We start from the raw sequence: 17383 nt of genomic DNA on the forward strand, positions 1-17383 counted from the left end.
ACACGGTGGGGCTCTGAAACAAGCATCTTCAAGTCGATTGGGTATGTAAGTTAGATATTTTGTGGGCAAGTCAAGATTAAAGCAGCCTGCCCCTTAATGTCTGGCCTATTCAATGGCCAGTACGGATATCTGCTGTTCGCCAAGCTCCCCTTCTTGGTAAAGCTTGATCGCCACCGTCTCCGCTAATTGTTGGTACGCTTGGGTTAGCGGGGAATCAGGGCGTTGGACTACGGTCGGCGTGCCCGCGTCGGTATCTTGGCAAAAGTGGCGATGCAGCGGCAACTGCGCAAGTAATCTGGCTTCATATTGCTGCGCCAAATGCTGGCCCCCACCGTGACTAAAGATGGCTTCTTGATGGCCACATTGGCTGCACACATGGATACTCATATTTTCCACTACCCCCACTACGGGCACGTCAACCTTGCGAAACATATTGATCCCTTTACTGGCGTCAGCGAGGGCGACGTTTTGCGGGGTGGTGACCACAATGGCCGACGTCACTGGCACTTGTTGTGATAGGGTTAATTGAATATCACCCGTGCCTGGGGGCATGTCCACCACCAAGTAATCTAACTCGCCCCATTGGGTTTCACGGATAATTTGAGCTAAGGCTTTGCTGGCCATCGGGCCTCGCCACACGGTTGCATCATCTTTGGCCACTAAAAAGCCAATACTGTTGGCGACGATGCCATGGGCAGCAATCGGCAACATGGTTTTGCCATCATCACTTTGCGGTCGCGCCTCTTGCTGCCCCAGCATGAGCGGCACCGATGGGCCATAAATATCGGCATCTAACATGCCCACCGCTGCACCATTTTGTGCCAACGCTAAGGCAAGATTCACCGCCACGGTGGATTTTCCGACCCCGCCTTTACCCGAAGCAACCACAATCACGTTTTTAACGCCTTTTATCGCAGGCGTATTTTTTGCTTTAAGTGCAGCAACTTGCTGACTAAATTGCAAACTTAGTCCTAGCATGGCTAATTTGACTTTGGTTTTTTGCGCTAACGCAGCTTGCCAAGTAGGCGCATAGAAGGGCAAACGCAGGGTTAATTGATTTTGCTGACAAGCCATTGCGTTTCTGCTTGCCATGATAGCCACAACGCCGGTTTCATCGGCTTGGGCTAAAATACGCGTTGCTTTAGTTAAGAGCGAGGCATTGAGAGATGTTTGATCCGTATTGTTATTACTCATGGTCTTCACTATTGTCTTCACTTTGCTGCAATTTTGCGCCAGTGTAGCAAATTTATTGGTATTTTCATGTCATCACTGGGATTTATAAGCGCTATTAGGTAACATTCGCCCAAGAATTATCACTGTTAAAAAGAACTGGAAAATATGGCCAATCAAGCTCGCAAAATTTTAGTCACCTGCGCCTTGCCTTATGCAAACGGCTCCATTCACCTCGGTCACATGCTAGAGCATATCCAAGCGGATGTTTGGGTACGTTACCAACGAATGCGTGACAATCAAGTGCACTTTATTTGCGCCGATGACGCCCATGGCACACCAGTGATGTTAAAAGCGCAAGAGCTAGGTATTGAGCCTGAAGCCATGATTGCCCAAGTCAGTGAAGATCACCAACGTGATTTCGCCGGATTTAATATCAGCTTCGATAACTACCACAGCACCCACAGTGAAGAAAACCGTGAATTATCGGGTTACATCTATCAGCAGCTTAAAAGCAAGGGCTACATCAGCAGCCGCACTATCTCACAGCTGTATGATCCAGAAAAAGAAATGTTCTTACCTGAGCGTTTTGTGCGTGGTATTTGTCCTAAGTGTAAAGCGCCTGATCAATATGGCGACAACTGTGACTCGTGTGGCGCGACTTATGGTTCAACGGAGTTAATTGATCCTCGCTCTACCGTTTCAGGTGCCACACCGGTAATGAAAGACACCGAGCATTTCTTCTTCGATTTACCGCAATTTACCGAAATGCTACAAGGCTGGGTACGCTCAGATGCGGTACAAGATGAAGTTGCTAACAAACTAGAAGAATGGTTTGAAACCGGTCTTAAACAATGGGATATCACCCGTGATGCGCCGTATTTCGGTTTTGAAATTCCCGGCGAAGCGGGCAAATTCTTCTACGTTTGGCTAGATGCCCCAATTGGTTACATGGGCTCATTTAAAAACTTATGTGATCGCACCGAAGGCTTAAACTTTGACGATTACTGGAGCACCAAGAGCGATGCCGAGCTGTATCACTTCATTGGTAAGGATATCGTTAACTTCCACTGTCTGTTTTGGCCGGGCATGCTAGAAGGTGCGGGCTTTAGAAAGCCAACCGCAGTAAACGTGCATGGTTATGTCACCGTCAACGGTGAGAAGATGTCTAAATCGAAAGGCACCTTCATTAACGCAGCAACTTACTTGAAATACCTAGAGCCAGAATGTTTACGTTACTACTACACGGCTAAACTATCGAGCCGCGTGGATGATTTAGATCTTAACCTAGATGATTTCGTGCAACGTGTTAACGCCGATGTGGTCAATAAACTGGTTAACCTAGCTTCACGTATCGCAGGCTTTATCAGCAATAAATTTGACGGCATGTTAGCCGCTGAATTTGCAGAGCCTGAGTTATATCAGCAATTTGTTGATAAAGCCGAGACCATAGCCAATGCCTACGAAACCCGTGAATTTGGTAAAGCCGTACGTGAAATCATGGCGCTTGCTGATGTGGCAAACCGCTATGTTGACGAAAAAGCCCCTTGGGTATTAGCCAAACAAGAAGGCGCAGAGCAGCAAGTACAAGCCGTGTGCTCGGTGGGCATTAACCTGTTCCGCATTTTGATGGGCTACTTAAAACCCGTTATGCCTAAACTGGCCGAGCGCGCCGAAGGCTTCTTAAATGAAACCTTAACTTGGGATGGCATTCAAACGCCACTGGTTGGCCATCAAATTTCTACATTTAAGGCCTTGTTCCAACGCGTCGATCCAAAACAAGTGGAAGCCATGATTGCCGAAGAAAAAGCCAGCTTTGAGGCGGCCAATAAGGCAAAACTTGAAGCGCAAGCCAAAGCAGCAAAAGCGAGCCAATCGGAATTAGAAAAAGAGCCTATTGCCGAGCAAATTAGTTTTGATGACTTTGCTAAAGTGGATTTGCGCGTGGCTAAGATAGTAAAAGCAGAAAGCGTCAAGGAAGCAAAGAAACTACTTAAACTAACCCTAGATATTGGCGGTGAAACACGCCAAGTATTTGCGGGTATCAAGTCTGCTTATGAGCCAGAGCAACTCGAAGGCAAGCTAACCGTGATGGTGGCAAACCTAGCGCCAAGAAAGATGAAGTTTGGCATGTCTGAAGGTATGGTACTGGCAGCCGGTCCAGGCGGGGATGAACTCTACGTTCTCAGTCCAGATCAAGGTGCGGTGCCCGGCATGCGCATTATGTAAACCCTTAATTCTAAACAGCCAGCTCTTGCTGGCTGTTTTAGTCTGAGGTAAAAGAAATTAAATGCTTAACCGGAATTTCCTTGGCCACTAAGTGTTCTACCTGAGCCGTTTTAGGTCCGTGCTCTAACCATGCTAATAAACTCTTGATCGCTTCTGGCTCACCATAAGCTTCCACTTCCACCTCGCCTGTTTCAAGATTACGCGCATGCCCCACAACACCTAAGCGCTCCGCCTCACGCACGGTGAAGAAACGAAAGCCGACATTTTGTACCACGCCTGAAACCAACACATGAACACCGATTTTAGTCATACACCCTCCTCTGTTTTATCTAAGTTTATGCAATTAACGCGGTATTTTCCTGCATCTTGAACACAGTTTATTGCTATTTTGCCTATTAAAAAGGTTAGCCAAGTCGTAGAATTGGGCAAATTTTTTCGAGGCTAATCCATGTCATTAACTATCACGCTCGCCAAAGGCAAAGAAAAGTCCCTTAAACGCCGCCATCCTTGGGTGTTTTCCGGTGCAATCAAATCTACTCAAGGTAAAGCAGAATCAGGTGAAACCGTTGACATTGTAGACTTTCAAGGCAACTGGCTAGCCAAAGCCGCTTGGTCTAATAATTCCCAGATCCGTGCGCGAGTATGGAGCTTCGATCCTGAGCAAACCATTGATGGCCAATTTTTTATCGACAGAATTAGCCAAGCACAGCAGCTGCGCGATGAACTCATTGAGCGCCAAGGTCTCACCGGCTATCGCTTAGTTGCTGGAGAAGCCGATGGTTTACCGGGCATCACCATCGACCGCTATAACCAAGTGCTGGTCTGTCAATTGTTATCGGCGGGTGCTGAATACCAAAAAGCGAACATAGTGCAAGCACTGCAAACCCTATATCCTGATTGCGCCGTCTATGAACGCTCAGACGTTGCGGTGCGCAAAAAAGAGGGCTTACCCCTTAGCCAAGGTTTGCTTGCCGGCTCACTGCCTGATGAAGACATAGTGATCAGTGAAAATAATGGCGTTAAGATCAAGGTGGATGTAGTTAATGGCCATAAAACCGGCTTTTATCTAGACCAAAGAGACAATCGCGCCATTGCGGCTAAATACGTCAAAGACAAAAGCGTGCTTAACTGTTTTTGTTACACCGGAACCTTTGGCGTTTATGCGTTAAAAGGCGGCGCTAAAAATGTTCAAAACGTGGATGTATCTGATCTGGCGCTCACCACGGCTAAGGAAAACGCGGCACTGAATAATTTGGACTTAACCAAAGCCGAATATATCAATGAAGACGTGTTTGCTCTGCTACGCCGTTATCGTGATACGGGTGTTACCTTTGACACCATCATCTTAGATCCGCCGAAATTCGCCGAGAATAAATCTCAGGTAGTGAAGGCGTGTCGCGGTTACAAAGACATCAATATGATAGCGATGCAGTTACTGAATAAAGGCGGTACCTTATTGACCTTTTCCTGCTCTGGCTTAATTTCCAGTGAGCTATTTCAAAAAGTCATTGCCGATGCGGCGGTGGATGCAGGAAAAGATGCCTACATAGTTGAACGCTTATCTCAAGCAGGTGATCACCCCATCAAAACCAACTACCCCGAAGGTTTTTACCTTAAGGGATTAGTCTTGAAGGTGTATTAAATCAATCTTTAAGGCCCATTACGGGCCTTAATTTTGTTGCCGTGGTAATGTCTTTGCCCCTGTCAGTTTTAAGATCCACAAAGAAACAAAAAACACCCCCACAAATCCTGCAGCAAAGATAACGGGCATCACCCCATAACCCAAAATATGCCAAATAATTGACTCCATCGTACTCATTGCTACTCTCCTATTACTTTGTTGTTTTTAGTATATGCAGGCAAATAAAGAAAAGCTTGTAGTAAGTCAAACTAACTGGCAAACATCCCTAAAGGGGTAGGCTAATATCCAGTACAATCAAGGCCTAATTAAAATCCATTACAGTTTGGCAACAACTGGAATGCGATGTAAAAGGAATCCAACATGTTAGATAAGTGGGCATTAAGGCAACTTGCAAAACCTACTCAGTGGAGCGCGCAACAACTGGCTAAGACTCAACTAACCGCAAATCAAGTCACCCTGTTTGGCTTCGGTTGTGGGCTAAGTGCTGCCGCATTCGTTGCGATAAACCAATACCCGCTCGCTTTGCTGTTGTTACTGCTCAATCGCATTTGTGATGGCTTAGACGGTGCCTTAGCACGGCTAAAAGGCAGTACTAGTGCGGGGGCTTATCTGGATATTTGCTGTGATTTTATTTTTTACTCGGCCATGGTGGTGGGTTTTGCGTTTGTAGATCCGCTAAACAATGCCCTGATTGCCTGCGTACTCATTCTAAGCTTTATGACCACAGGCTCCACCTTTTTAGCCTTTGCCATATTGGCCGAAAAGCACCAATTAACCAAACTTCACTATCCGAACAAGGGATTTTATTACTTAGGTGGCATAACCGAAGGCACAGAAACCATCGTCTTCTTGGTGCTCTGTTGTTTATTACCTGAATATTTTTACCCATTGGCATTAATATTCGCAAGCTTATGTTTTATGACAGGATTTATTCGTTTGTATTCGGGTTATCTAACCTTAAAGCCGCTTGCATCCTCTACAAGCGTTAGCTAAGTCACAGATAGCAACAAGAAACAAGGCACAGTTAACGGTTTTATTACCTAAAAATTGATTTAACGCAACATGCGCATTAATCTGCTCTAAAGCGTTCCATGTTAATAACAATAAAAAGAATGGGCTCTTTGCTAAATCTTGGCTTGATGATCAGGTTAGGATAACGAGTTTAACGCCATCTACACCGCAAATTGCAACGCAACTTTTGGCTCCTTACCCAAAAATCGCGTTGCATTTTTTTGTCTTAAATTTAGCCAGGCAACTCAGCCAGCGAAAGCTCATTAGCTAGCTTCTTAACTTGATTAAAGTCTGTCTTACCTGAGCCTAGTTTAGGTATGTTATCAACACCTAACCAAAGTGATGGCATCATCAAAGGGTTAATGGCTGAACTGCGTAACTTGCCTTTCAACGTATCCAGATCCCATTCGCCTTCATACAAAATAGCCACCTTCTCGCCCTTTTTCGCATCGGGTAATGCCACCGCAACAAAAGCTGGATCCGCGTCCTCTAGATGCGGCGCAATAGCTTGTTCAACCGCACTTAAACTCACCATTTCTCCCCCTAACTTAGCAAAGCGAGAATAACGGTCAATAATGGTTAAAAAGCCGTCTTTATCGAGTTGACCCTTGTCGCCCGTAACATACCAGCGTACCCCATCAATCTGCTTGATCACTTCGGCCGTTTTCTCAGGGTTGGCTAGATAACCTAACATTACTTGCGCGCCGCCTATGAGCACCATACCAGCCTGTTCCGTTTCTAATTCTTCAAAACTGACTGGGTCAACCACTTTGAAGCTGGTTCCCGGTAAAGGCATTCCCACTGTGCCTAATTTGCCACCCAGCTGCACTTGCCACCATTGTGTATCAAGCTGGTCAGGTAAGTTAACGCTGGCCACAGGCGTTGTTTCCGTGGTGCCGTAACCTTCTAATAGCTGGAGCTTGAATTTAGCTTCAAAGTTTTGTCTTACTTCATTACTCAAGCGTTCAGCGCCGGCCACCACAATGCGCAGTGAGCTAAACATGAGTGGATGCACTTTTTTACTGCGCGTATACATACTCAAGAAGGTAGAGGTACCAAACATTATGGTGGCTCTGTGCTTAGCAACCGCCTTGCCCACACCAACCGCATCGGTCGGGTCGCTGTGACACACTAAAGGCAATCCCTCAATCAAGGGCATAAATTGCGTTACGGTTAAACCAAATGCATGAAACAGGGGCAGCGATGCCATCACTACGTCACTATCTTGGGTGTTTAGCACTTCGGCTATCTGTTTAAGGTTAGCCATGATGTTTTTGTGGCTGAGCATCACGCCTTTTGGCTGGCCTTCACTGCCACTTGAAAACATAATGGCCGCAATATCCTGTGCCGACGTATTGCTGCAGACGAGTTTGCGCAATAAGGCCGCTGGCATCAATTTGACTAAAGTTAAGGTGGCTATTTTTTCACGCTGTGAAATAGTGCGACTCAGGTCTTCTAGGATCACAACTTCAATTTGCTCGAGCACGTCAGCTAAGTCAATCCCGCGCTGCTCCAGCTTTTTCAAAAACCGTTTTGAGGTATAAACGGTATCTATCTCAGCTTGTTGCAATGCGGCTTTTAGCGCCTCTTTACTGCTGGTGTAATTGAGATTAACGATACTCTTACCCGCCAACAAAATGGCCATGTTAACTAACACCCCAGGCGCACTAGTTGGCATTAATACCCCAACATTAGATCCTTTGGCTTGCTTACGGACGCGGCGAGACATACAAATGGCCCCGGTTAATGCGCGATAGGCCGTTAAATCACCGCTTAAGGCATCACTCATAATGGTTTGATTGCCAATACGTTTTACCGTATTGATCCAAGCATGACTTAAAGGTGGCAAGGTATCGGCATAGCTTTGCCAAGAACTAATAGACAAATCAAACACGCGGCGCTTAACCACATCCGCCGACGTTGATTTTGCCAATGTTGGACCAAAAGCAACAATCAGCTCGCGCGTGATCCCTTGGCTAGACGTTTTTTTAAGATGATCTGAAGAGCGGCTAAATTCACTGCCCCACAAACCTCTTAAGTAAAATGGCACTATTTTGATTTCGCTTTCACAATTTGCACAAGCCTTTTCAAACCCACGTCTAAACTCGGCCAAATGCCCAGTGCGGCTTATGGTTCCTTCAGGGAACAGTGCCACCGTTTCACCCGCATCCAAAAGCTCAGCAATGATATTAAGTGACTTAATGCTAGAAGCACCCGATTCAATCGGCACGCAACCGACCAAGTCGAAAAACCACTTTAAGTACCAGCGCTGATAGATGGCTTTGAGCATGACAAAGCGAATTGGCCGCGGACACGCAATTTGTAAAATAGCCCAATCAATCCAGCTAATATGGTTACCTAGGAGTAACACCCCGCCTTCGCCGGGGACATTCTTCATGCCTTGTACCGTGATATTGTAACGCTGCGACAATACCCAACGAACCAATATACGCAGCAAACTTTGCGGGAGTTTGAAGATGGTATATAAACCGCCTAGTACCGCTACCACAGCCGTAAAGCCTAATAAAAAGCGGCTATCCAGACCATAAACCGCGGCCAAAGCCGTGATCAGCAAAAAGCTGGCCATGGCTACATTTTGTACCCAGTTATTGACCGCTAAGACCTTACCCATTTCATGCTCACCGGCATGAAATTGAATCAAGGCATTGAGCGGTACAATGAAAATACCGCCCATGATCCCAACCACCAGAAAACATAAAGCCTGACTTATCGATGATGCCATTTGTGGCAGCAACCACAAAGACACAGCGATACCGATAGCCCCTAACGGCACTAAGCCGGTCTCGATATGGGCTTTTGACCACCGACCCGCTAACCATGAACCAAGCGCAATACCTAAGCCTGTGGTGGCGATGGTGCCTTGGATCACTAAGGTATTGGTCACATCAAAATAGGTTTTAGCATAGGCAGGAAAAGCCGCGAGCAGCATTTGACCTATGGCCCAAAACATGGCGAGACCAATGATTGAAAGCCGGATCACCTCGCGAGACTTTAATGGCTCTAGGCTTTCTTTCATTAACTTACCCTTGCGATAAGCTGCCCAATCAAAGTTGCGTTTACTTTCGTCTTTTTCAAGTTGAGGTAAGCGATAAACCATCACCAGTTCAATCAATGAATTAGCAATTAATATCCAGCCTAGGGGGGCTATCAACAATAAAATTTCCGCTGGGGTGGTGGCTTGCTCTTGATATAAAGTTTCAAACAATAGTGAATACACTAAGGTGCCGGCCAAAATAGCAACAATAGAAACCGCTTGCACAATGCCATTGGCATGAGCCAATTGTTCTTTACCAAATAAGGGCTTGATATAGCCGAATTTAGCCGGCGAATACAACGCCGATTGCACCGCCAATAAAAAGGTCATGGCAAAAGCAGGCCAAAACAAGCCAAGGTAATAACACACTGTAATGGCAATGGTTAGGAAAACCGCGGCCCAAGCCGCCCCTCGCATTACCCTATTTTTCGGGTACCGATCGGACAAGAAGCCCGCTGGAGATAAAAGCAAAATAAAAGGAAGTAAAATGAGGGCGTTAACAATGGCCGTCAGGATGATTTGTTGCTGTCCGTCGTACACCTTAAATACAGTATTTTGAATGATTATTTTGTGCCCGAGATCCACAAATGCATTTAGAAAAACCGCCAGTAAATAAGGCAAAGCACCTGCGTAGCGCCATATTTGTTTCATATCCAACCCTTAAATTTAGACCCGCAATCAAGTTGCAGCCTGCTCCTTGTGAGGAGCTAAGTTTATTAAGTTCCCTAAGAAATAGCACCCATAAACAAACAATATTTTGATATACGACCTAAGCACCTATAACAACTAACCATTTTGCTCAGAAGAAATAATTAAAAGTAAAAAAATTAACAATATCAATATTGCACATGTGTTACACCACTGTTACTGTGTAGCTGATTTATTTGTTATGAGTATTTGATATGCGTAAGTTTTTTTCTTTATCCTTATTAGGTTTAGCCCTCGCAACGACCCCTGCATTAGCCTTTGATTTAAGCATTAATAACGATCTTGTCGATGCAGCCAAAGATGCGGGCAAAGCCGCAACCCTTTCTGACGCCGAAATAACCCAACTTGGACGTGAATCTGCCCAAGCCTATGACGCACAAAGCAAGGTAGCGGCCGCCAATTCAGACTATGCCAAACGCCTTGCCAAATTAACCCAAAAACACCTGAATGAAGACGGACTAAAGCTGAACTTCAAAGTGTATGTGGATGATAACGTGAATGCTTTCGCACTACCTGATGGTAGCGTGCGGGTCTATTCAGGTTTGATGGACATGATGACGGATCAGGAGCTGATTGCGGTGATCGGTCATGAAATAGGCCACGTGAAATTACAGCACAGTAAAACCCAGTTCCAAAAAGCCTATGCGACCAGTGCGGCCCGAAAAGGGGTTGCTTCTCAAGGTGGTGTGGCAGGAAGTTTAGCTAAATCTCAACTGGCTGATTTAGCGGATCAAGTACTGAAAGCCCAATTCTCACAATCGGATGAGTTAGGCTCAGATGATTATTCACTGAAATTTATGAAAAAGCATGGCTACGATCCAAAAGCCTTGGTATCAAGTTTCAATAAACTGGCAAGCCTAGGTGATGTTGACAGTATTACTTCAACCCACCCTGCTCCATCAAAGCGTGCTAAACGCATCGAGCAAGCTTTATAGCCTTTGTAACCGCTTAATAACCGTTTAACGCAAAAGACTGCAATCTAAGCGTTTGCCGGCCTTTATGGCCGGCTTTTTATTGGCAATCCCCATCTGTTCATGATTTACTTTTGCCTCTGTTTAAAAAGAACAAGGCTCATCATGCAACTCACCGGCTTTGGCTGTGCGCAATTTCGCTTAGCTGTCTACATAGGTAATCGTCCAAACACGGCTGATTACCTCGATATGGTTGATTTTCGTCCTTTACATACCGGTGATATAGCGGCCATTAATCAAGCGTGCGGCAATGGTTGGCGTAAGGTTTTTAATGTTTATGCCAAATTGTTACATCAGTTAGGTGAGCCCTATTTAACCTCGACATTAAAGCCGACAACATGGCAAGACTGTCGAGATAACAGCTTGTTACAAAATGGCTCAAGCACAGCACTGTTGTTTAGTGCGCCATCCTTTACTGCTAACTCAAAGGCAATTCATATCATCATGGGCAAAACCTATGCCAGCCAAGTACTCACCGACGCTAATCGGTTAGCGCAATTAATCTGGTTAGATGCCGATTTTGCTCTGTTGCCCAACGAGCGCCTGATTGTTTGTCCCTATTTTGACTATCGCCAATTATCTAATCAAAAAATTGACCGCTTGGTAGAGATAATCAACACTCTTGAAAATAAAGCCAGTTAGGCCAGTTTTTCACCGCAGAATGGGCAGTAGTGGATCAATATCATACTGTGATAAATGATTTCTCCGACCTGCTCAGCTTCCCCCATTGCCACTTCTTCTTCATCGGCGTAATGAATACCGTGAAGCTGCCATGCATCAACTGGCTCATCTTGACTGGTTACACAGTGCAAAATGCGGTCAAATTTTGGATAAGTATTGGCGCTGCATAGGTGCTCTTTGTCGTATTCACAATCGGTGATTTCATTTAACTCTGATAGATTCATAAACCCTCATATCTTAATAATTAACGCAGTAGTTAGCTGCTTCAGCTATACTTTTAGCAAAATTTTACAAAAAGGCTCGCTATGCTGATCAGTCAATTGGAAAAAACAACTGATGCAGATTTTTGCCAATTAACCGCTAAGGTGCAATTTGAGCAACAAAGCAAAGCATATCATGTTTACTTTCGGGTTCCCCTTGCATGCCAGCACCATGTTCGCCTTTGCTATGAGCCTTTTTTGTTCGCACTCTTGCCCATCGCATTGGTGACTCAAGAGCAACGCCTGCATATTGATGGAGCACTCTGTCCCGATAGCTTAGCGAATGCCACCAGTATGTTAAAGCTATACCAGCTTTGGTATGGGCATGACACATTGCCAACACTCTCGGCACTATCATATCAAGTGTTATTACCAGCACCAGCCAAGGCGGCTTTATTTTTATCCGGTGGCGTCGACTCGATGGCTAATTTTTGCCGCAGTGTGCAAATTTATCCAGCGCAGCACCCCCGCCGCTTTAGCCATGCTTTTTTTGTCTATGGCATGGACTTAGGCGATCCCAATAAACCCGCTGCCCACCAGACCTATCAAGATACAGTCACCGCCCTGACTGAGCTAGTGCAACAACATGGCTGTGATTTGGTGCCTGTGAGTACCAATGTAAGACAACTTTATAGCCATTGGCGATTTTATGCCGATTATCATTTTGGCCCTATGATGGCGGGCATAGCCCATGCACTCTCTGCGGATACCCGTGAATTTACCATTTCATTGGATAACCAAATTCAAAATTACATACCGCGTGGCTCACACCCTTTGCTAAACAAATATTTCAGCAGCAGTTTTTTAACCAGCCAAGGTTTACTGGAAGCCTATACACGCCTTGAAAAATACCAATTTTTTCAGGGCTTCCCTGATGCAGTTAGTCGCTTACGTGTTTGCCATAACCCACCAAGCGGTCAATATACAAATTGTGGCAAGTGTGAGAAATGTATTCGTACTAAGCTTGAGCTATTGGCCTGTGGTTACTTAGAACAAGCCACCAGCTTTGAAGATAGTGGCGTTACGGCGGGACAAGTAGAGCAAATTGAGCTGAGTAATATACTTGAAATAGAGTTTTATCAAGGGATAGAACAAGCTTTAGCGCTAAAGCAGTACGACCAGCTAGCCAAAATCATTCATAACAAGTTAGCCAAGGCGTGGCGCTTACGGCTCAAACATTGGCTGTTACAATTTGATCAACGCTATTTAAATCAAACCATTCTAAAAACCAAAATTAGATTGTTGACTAAGATCCGCCAGAGACCCAAAAAGAAGCACAACATTGGCGATCCAGTCGCTAACGTCAAAAGTGACAACTAAGCAATCAATACATGCCTAGCTTAATGACGTACTATTTGGTCAATGCCTTATAGTTTTCTACAGCTTGGGTGTAGATTTCAAGCTGGTTAGGATCGCTAAACTTAGCTTTTTGCTGCTCCAAATAAAACTCGGGCTCTTCACCATTTTTGACTTTCCAAACATCGTAGGCCGCTTGCTTATCGATCTCGATAGCTTGCTTTTCGTCACTGGGTAATAACGCTAAGTTATAACTGGTCATGATTTATTCCTTCATAAAAAAATCGCCCGAAGGCGATTTTAGCTGATCTCAATAGCAGAGTTAAACCTAGCTAGGTTAATGCGTAGTTTAGCTAGTTATTTAAACTACTTAGTTTAACTGCTTATTATGTAGCTTAATATTGATCATACGTAAGGTGGCACCAATGCCTGCCAGTACTTGGTTGGTGTTAACACCCCGAGTGCGTAACAGCCTGCCTTCATCGCGCCAAGTCACAATACATTCCGTAAGTGCACTGGTTTGACCGCCCGGTGGGATCCTAAGTTCATAGTCCACTAGCTCAGGAAACTCAAATTGCGCTTCTTTAGCCAAGACTTGCTTCATGGCACCAATAAAGGCATCAAAACCACCATTACCACTGCCCGCTGCTTTATGGATGTTACCGTTAACCGATACCCGAATACTGACCACAGATTCTAAATCCATACCGGATGTGATTGAGCAATTCAGTAGTTCAACATGATTGTAGTCTTTACGCTCTAACAAATCAGCGACTAAGAACGGCAGATCTTCCGGTGTAATGGTTGCTTTTTGATCGCCAAGCTTAACAATGCGCTTGAGTAACATGCGCTGCTGCTCTTCACTTAGCTCTATGTCCATGGCTTCGAGGTTTTTCGCCAATGAGGCTTTACCACTCATTTTACCCAGCGCATAGCTGCGCAAGCGGTTAAAACGCTCAGGGGTTAACGCGGACATATAAAGCCCGCCTTTTTTGTCGCCATCGGCATGGATACCGCTGGTTTGAGTAAACACATCGGCACCGACAATCGGTGTGTTATCTGCGATACGCTTACCTGAGAAATTCTCAACCAGTTGGCTAATATGATGAATTTGATTCTCATCTATGCCAATTTGATAGCCTAGCTTGTCTTTAAGCACAACAGCGACTTCGGCTAATGATGCGTTACCGGCGCGCTCACCCAAGCAGTTAACGGTACAATGAATGGCGCTGATGCCTGCTTTAGCAGCAAACATGGCATTGGCCGTTGCCAGACCGTAATCATTATGGGGATGAAAATCAAACTTGGTATCTGGGAAACGCGCAATCATGTCACTTAAGCTATTAAACACCTCATCTGGCGACATCACACCTAAGGTGTCAGGCAACATAAAGTGCTCTATGCCAGTGTGGCGTAGCTTATCCACCATTTGGTAAACATAATCTGGGCTATCTAGGTAACCATTTGACCAGTCTTCAAGATATAGATTAACTTTTAAACCTTGGCTTAAGGCATAGTCAACGGTTTGAATAACGTCTGCAACATGTTGATCTAATGTCTTTTTTAGCTGCTCGCTACAATGCTTTAAACTGCCTTTAGCCAGCAAGTTCAATACTTGGCCACCGGTATCTTTGATCCAGTCAACGCTTAATGTGTGATCAACAAAGCCTAAGACTTCAATGCGGTCGACCAGACCTTCTGCTCTCGCCCAATCATTCAGCTTTTTGACCGCTTCTTTTTCACCATCAGAAACACGCGCAGAAGCCACTTCCAAACGGTCAATTTTTAATTTTTGCAGCAATGCTTTAGCAATACTGACTTTTTCTGTCGGAGGAAACGCAACAGACTGAGTCTGTTCACCATCGCGCAGGGTCGTGTCCATCAAGAGCACACGGCGGGTTGACTGTACCTTCTTTGCCGAGCTTTCTGCCATGCTGATTTATCCTTGTCTCACGTAAAACTTTACACAAAAAGAGTGTAAAAAAAAACGCGGCGAATGCCGCGCCTTGATTCAAGCTACCTTAGGTAACGTCAGCAAATAACCTAAGTTATTTCCAAAGCCAAGGTAGTTGTTGCTTATGCTTTTCTTCGAAAGCTGTGATCTTGTCTTCATGCTTAAGTGACCAAGCGATGTCATCTAGGCCTTCTAGTAGACTTTGCTTACGGAATGCATCGATTTCGATTTTGATTTCAATACCGCCCGGTGTAGTCAATTTCTCAGCTTCTAAATCAACGGTAAATTCAACACCTTCATTAGCACGGATCTCATCCATTAGCGCATCCAGCTCAGCCGGGGTTACCTTAATTGGAATGATGCCATTTTTGAAACAGTTGCTGAAAAAGATATCAGCAAAGCTCGTCGAAATCACCGTGTTAAAACCGTAATCTTCAATCGCCCATGGCGCGTGTTCACGCGATGAACCACAACCAAAGTTGTCACCGGCTACCAAGATTTTTGCGCCTTGGAAAGCGGGCTTGTTTAGTTCAAATTCTGGATTAGGTGTAATACCGTCATCCAAGTAGCGCCAATCGTGAAATAAGTGGATACCGAAACCAGTACGCTCAACTTTTTTCAAGAATTGCTTAGGAATGATTTGGTCAGTGTCTACGTTACTGCGATCCATTAATGCCGCAATACTAGTGTGTTTTTTATATGGTTGCATTTATTACTCCAAACAACTTAGTGAGGCGATTAAGGATTAGTCCCAATCACGGATGTCAACAAAGGTACCCGCTACAGATGCAGCTGCCGCCATCGCAGGTGAAAGTAGGTGCGTACGACCGCCTTTACCTTGACGTCCTTCAAAGTTACGGTTAGAAGTCGATGCACTGCGCTGGCCTGGTGCTAATTGGTCACCATTCATCGCTAGACACATAGAACAGCTTGGCTCACGCCACTCCCAACCTGCTTCGATAAAGATTTTATCTAAACCTTCTTCTTCCGCTTGGTTTTTCACTAAGTATGAACCTGGTACCGCAATCGCTTGCACACCTGGAGCAACTTTTTTACCTTTTAACAGCTCTGCTGCCGCGCGAAAATCTTCAATACGACCGTTAGTACAAGAGCCGATAAAGATAATGTCTAACTTAACATCAGTTAATGACTGACCCGCTTCTAAGCCCATGTATTTAAGCGCTGATGCAGCTGCTTGCTTTTTGATCTTGTCGTCAAAATCATCTGGGCCTGGCACCGGTGCATTTACGTTAATAACTTGCTCTGGTGAAGTACCCCAAGTCACTTGTGGAGCTATGTCTTCGGCTTGTAGTTCAACTATCGCATCAAATTGTGCACCTTCGTCAGTAACAAGCGACTTCCAGTAAGTTACCGCGGCATCCCAATCTTCACCTTTTGGTGCAAATTCTTTGCCTTCTAGGTAATCAAACGTCGTTTGGTCTGGTGCGATTAGGCCTGCGCGTGCGCCACCTTCAATCGCCATGTTACATAGGGTCATGCGCCCTTCCATGGTTAGATTACGAACCGCTTCACCAGCAAATTCAATAACATAACCTGTACCACCTGCGGTACCAATTTTACCAATGACTGCCAGTGCGATATCTTTTGCGGTAGCAAATTTAGATAGTTTACCGTCAACCTTAACCAACATGGTTTTCGATTTCTTTTGTTGTAACGTCTGGGTTGCCATAACGTGTTCAACTTCAGAAGTACCGATACCAAATGCCAGTGCACCAAATGCACCATGGGTAGCTGTATGGCTATCACCACAACATGCCACCATACCTGGATGGACGAAACCATGCTCAGGTACAACGATGTGGATTACGCCGTTATTTGGGCTTTCCATGTCGTATAGATTTAAGCCGTGCTCTTTACAGTTAGCAGCCATGGTCTCGATTTGCTTTTTCGCAATCGGGTCAGTAAGAACGGCACGTGCTTCTTTCTTGGTTGGCACACAGTGATCCATAGTAGCAAGCACACTGTGTGGGTTACGGATTTTACGATTCTTAAGCTTCATGCCTTCAAAGGCTTGTGGGCTTGTTACTTCGTGCATGAGCTGTCTGTCCACGTAAAGCAGAGGCGTACCGCCTTCTGGCTCATGAACTAAATGACTGTCCCATATCTTTTCATACATCGTTTTATTCATTGCTTCCCTTACCACTCTTCACTTTGCGTTACTACGCAAATCAACCGCTGACAATGCAATTCTTATCTGCCTATCATGTCGGTGGATCAGCTGAAAATCGCAATATTAAATGATCACCAGAATTGGCTCAAGCAAGAAATAACCTGCCGAGCCAATTTCACAGATTAAAATGCTAACCCTGACGGACAAGCACCTTAAAAAATAGAATTTAACACTAAGTATATTAAAATCTTCAACACTTGATACTTGAAATTATA

At 45.0% G+C, this 17383-nt stretch carries 15 protein-coding genes; 6 read left to right on the plus strand and 9 right to left on the minus strand.

Annotation, left to right across the window (positions count from 1 at the left end):
• Nucleotides 1-105 precede the first annotated feature (105 nt).
• The gene (gene apbC, locus ACK8OT_RS08835; RefSeq protein WP_410196140.1) at nucleotides 106-1194 is read right to left on the minus strand and encodes an iron-sulfur cluster carrier protein ApbC; all 1089 of its coding nucleotides are present in this window, start codon (nucleotides 1192-1194) and stop codon (nucleotides 106-108) included.
• Nucleotides 1195-1338: 144 nt separating this feature from the next.
• Here apbC and metG point away from each other — a divergent pair, with 144 nt between their 5' ends.
• A complete protein-coding gene (gene metG / locus ACK8OT_RS08840; RefSeq protein ID WP_410196141.1) occupies nucleotides 1339-3399 on the plus strand; it encodes a methionine--tRNA ligase in 2061 nt (686 codons plus the stop codon).
• A gap of 37 nt (nucleotides 3400-3436) precedes the next feature.
• Here the strand turns inward: metG and yccX are convergent, their stop codons facing one another.
• Nucleotides 3437-3709, minus strand: a complete 273-nt coding sequence (gene yccX / locus ACK8OT_RS08845; protein ID WP_410196142.1) for an acylphosphatase — start codon at nucleotides 3707-3709, stop codon at nucleotides 3437-3439.
• A 138-nt stretch (nucleotides 3710-3847) separates the two neighbouring features.
• Here yccX and ACK8OT_RS08850 point away from each other — a divergent pair, with 138 nt between their 5' ends.
• Nucleotides 3848-5041: a class I SAM-dependent methyltransferase gene (locus ACK8OT_RS08850; RefSeq protein ID WP_410196143.1), complete on the plus strand. Its 1194-nt coding sequence runs from the start codon at nucleotides 3848-3850 to the stop codon at nucleotides 5039-5041.
• Between the two features lie 27 nt (nucleotides 5042-5068).
• Here ACK8OT_RS08850 and ACK8OT_RS08855 read toward each other — a convergent pair whose 3' ends face one another.
• Nucleotides 5069-5218, minus strand: a complete 150-nt coding sequence (locus tag ACK8OT_RS08855) for a TIGR02808 family protein (RefSeq protein WP_410196144.1) — start codon at nucleotides 5216-5218, stop codon at nucleotides 5069-5071.
• 183 nt (nucleotides 5219-5401) lie between these two features.
• Here ACK8OT_RS08855 and ACK8OT_RS08860 point away from each other — a divergent pair, with 183 nt between their 5' ends.
• A complete protein-coding gene (locus ACK8OT_RS08860) occupies nucleotides 5402-6034 on the plus strand; it encodes a CDP-alcohol phosphatidyltransferase family protein (protein WP_410196145.1) in 633 nt (210 codons plus the stop codon).
• 250 nt (nucleotides 6035-6284) lie between these two features.
• Here ACK8OT_RS08860 and ACK8OT_RS08865 read toward each other — a convergent pair whose 3' ends face one another.
• Nucleotides 6285-9758, minus strand: coding sequence for an acyl-[ACP]--phospholipid O-acyltransferase (locus tag ACK8OT_RS08865; RefSeq protein WP_410196146.1), 3474 nt, complete (start codon nucleotides 9756-9758; stop codon nucleotides 6285-6287).
• A 251-nt stretch (nucleotides 9759-10009) separates the two neighbouring features.
• On the opposite strand from ACK8OT_RS08865, the gene ACK8OT_RS08870 reads away from it, so the two are divergent.
• Complete coding sequence (locus tag ACK8OT_RS08870; protein WP_410196147.1) at nucleotides 10010-10750, plus strand: M48 family metallopeptidase; 741 nt, start codon at nucleotides 10010-10012, stop codon at nucleotides 10748-10750.
• Between the two features lie 141 nt (nucleotides 10751-10891).
• Entirely contained in the window at nucleotides 10892-11428 is a 537-nt protein-coding gene (locus tag ACK8OT_RS08875) for a DUF6942 family protein (protein ID WP_410196148.1), read from the plus strand.
• On the opposite strand, the gene ACK8OT_RS08880 is transcribed toward ACK8OT_RS08875, so the two are convergent.
• Nucleotides 11425-11691, minus strand: coding sequence for a hypothetical protein (locus ACK8OT_RS08880; RefSeq protein WP_410196149.1), 267 nt, complete (start codon nucleotides 11689-11691; stop codon nucleotides 11425-11427). The genes ACK8OT_RS08875 and ACK8OT_RS08880 overlap by 4 nt on opposite strands.
• 81 nt (nucleotides 11692-11772) lie before the next feature.
• Here ACK8OT_RS08880 and ACK8OT_RS08885 point away from each other — a divergent pair, with 81 nt between their 5' ends.
• Nucleotides 11773-13047 carry a hypothetical protein gene (locus tag ACK8OT_RS08885; protein WP_410196150.1) on the plus strand — a complete coding sequence of 425 codons (1275 nt, stop codon included), beginning with the start codon at nucleotides 11773-11775 and terminating at the stop codon, nucleotides 13045-13047.
• Nucleotides 13048-13078: 31 nt separating this feature from the next.
• Here the strand turns inward: ACK8OT_RS08885 and ACK8OT_RS08890 are convergent, their stop codons facing one another.
• The 4 genes from ACK8OT_RS08890 to leuC form a co-directional block, all read right to left on the minus strand.
• Nucleotides 13079-13285 (minus strand): DUF3283 family protein, encoded by a 207-nt coding sequence (locus tag ACK8OT_RS08890; RefSeq protein WP_410196151.1) that lies wholly within the window; start codon nucleotides 13283-13285, stop codon nucleotides 13079-13081.
• A gap of 108 nt (nucleotides 13286-13393) precedes the next feature.
• Entirely contained in the window at nucleotides 13394-14956 is a 1563-nt protein-coding gene (locus ACK8OT_RS08895; protein ID WP_410196152.1) for an alpha-isopropylmalate synthase regulatory domain-containing protein, read from the minus strand.
• A 115-nt stretch (nucleotides 14957-15071) separates the two neighbouring features.
• Entirely contained in the window at nucleotides 15072-15686 is a 615-nt protein-coding gene (gene leuD / locus ACK8OT_RS08900; protein ID WP_410196153.1) for a 3-isopropylmalate dehydratase small subunit, read from the minus strand.
• Nucleotides 15687-15722: 36 nt separating this feature from the next.
• The gene (gene leuC / locus ACK8OT_RS08905; protein WP_410196154.1) at nucleotides 15723-17126 is read right to left on the minus strand and encodes a 3-isopropylmalate dehydratase large subunit; all 1404 of its coding nucleotides are present in this window, start codon (nucleotides 17124-17126) and stop codon (nucleotides 15723-15725) included.
• Nucleotides 17127-17383: the final 257 nt, after the last annotated feature.

Source organism: Motilimonas thetidivivens (genome assembly GCF_046452435.1).
GTDB lineage: Bacteria > Pseudomonadota > Gammaproteobacteria > Enterobacterales > CBDFNC01 > Motilimonas.

Excerpts from the sequence above, each read along its gene's own strand:
- apbC (WP_410196140.1), bottom strand. The coding sequence starts at position 1,194 with ATGAGTAATAACAATACGGATCAAACATCTCTCAATGCCTCGCTCTTA.
- metG (WP_410196141.1), top strand. The coding sequence starts at position 1,339 with ATGGCCAATCAAGCTCGCAAAATTTTAGTCACCTGCGCCTTGCCTTAT.
- yccX (WP_410196142.1), bottom strand. The coding sequence starts at position 3,709 with ATGACTAAAATCGGTGTTCATGTGTTGGTTTCAGGCGTGGTACAAAAT.
- ACK8OT_RS08850 (WP_410196143.1), top strand. The coding sequence starts at position 3,848 with ATGTCATTAACTATCACGCTCGCCAAAGGCAAAGAAAAGTCCCTTAAA.
- ACK8OT_RS08855 (WP_410196144.1), bottom strand. The coding sequence starts at position 5,218 with ATGAGTACGATGGAGTCAATTATTTGGCATATTTTGGGTTATGGGGTG.
- ACK8OT_RS08860 (WP_410196145.1), top strand. The coding sequence starts at position 5,402 with ATGTTAGATAAGTGGGCATTAAGGCAACTTGCAAAACCTACTCAGTGG.
- ACK8OT_RS08865 (WP_410196146.1), bottom strand. The coding sequence starts at position 9,758 with ATGAAACAAATATGGCGCTACGCAGGTGCTTTGCCTTATTTACTGGCG.
- ACK8OT_RS08870 (WP_410196147.1), top strand. The coding sequence starts at position 10,010 with ATGCGTAAGTTTTTTTCTTTATCCTTATTAGGTTTAGCCCTCGCAACG.
- ACK8OT_RS08875 (WP_410196148.1), top strand. The coding sequence starts at position 10,892 with ATGCAACTCACCGGCTTTGGCTGTGCGCAATTTCGCTTAGCTGTCTAC.
- ACK8OT_RS08880 (WP_410196149.1), bottom strand. The coding sequence starts at position 11,691 with ATGAATCTATCAGAGTTAAATGAAATCACCGATTGTGAATACGACAAA.
- ACK8OT_RS08885 (WP_410196150.1), top strand. The coding sequence starts at position 11,773 with ATGCTGATCAGTCAATTGGAAAAAACAACTGATGCAGATTTTTGCCAA.
- ACK8OT_RS08890 (WP_410196151.1), bottom strand. The coding sequence starts at position 13,285 with ATGACCAGTTATAACTTAGCGTTATTACCCAGTGACGAAAAGCAAGCT.
- ACK8OT_RS08895 (WP_410196152.1), bottom strand. The coding sequence starts at position 14,956 with ATGGCAGAAAGCTCGGCAAAGAAGGTACAGTCAACCCGCCGTGTGCTC.
- leuD (WP_410196153.1), bottom strand. The coding sequence starts at position 15,686 with ATGCAACCATATAAAAAACACACTAGTATTGCGGCATTAATGGATCGC.
- leuC (WP_410196154.1), bottom strand. The coding sequence starts at position 17,126 with ATGAATAAAACGATGTATGAAAAGATATGGGACAGTCATTTAGTTCAT.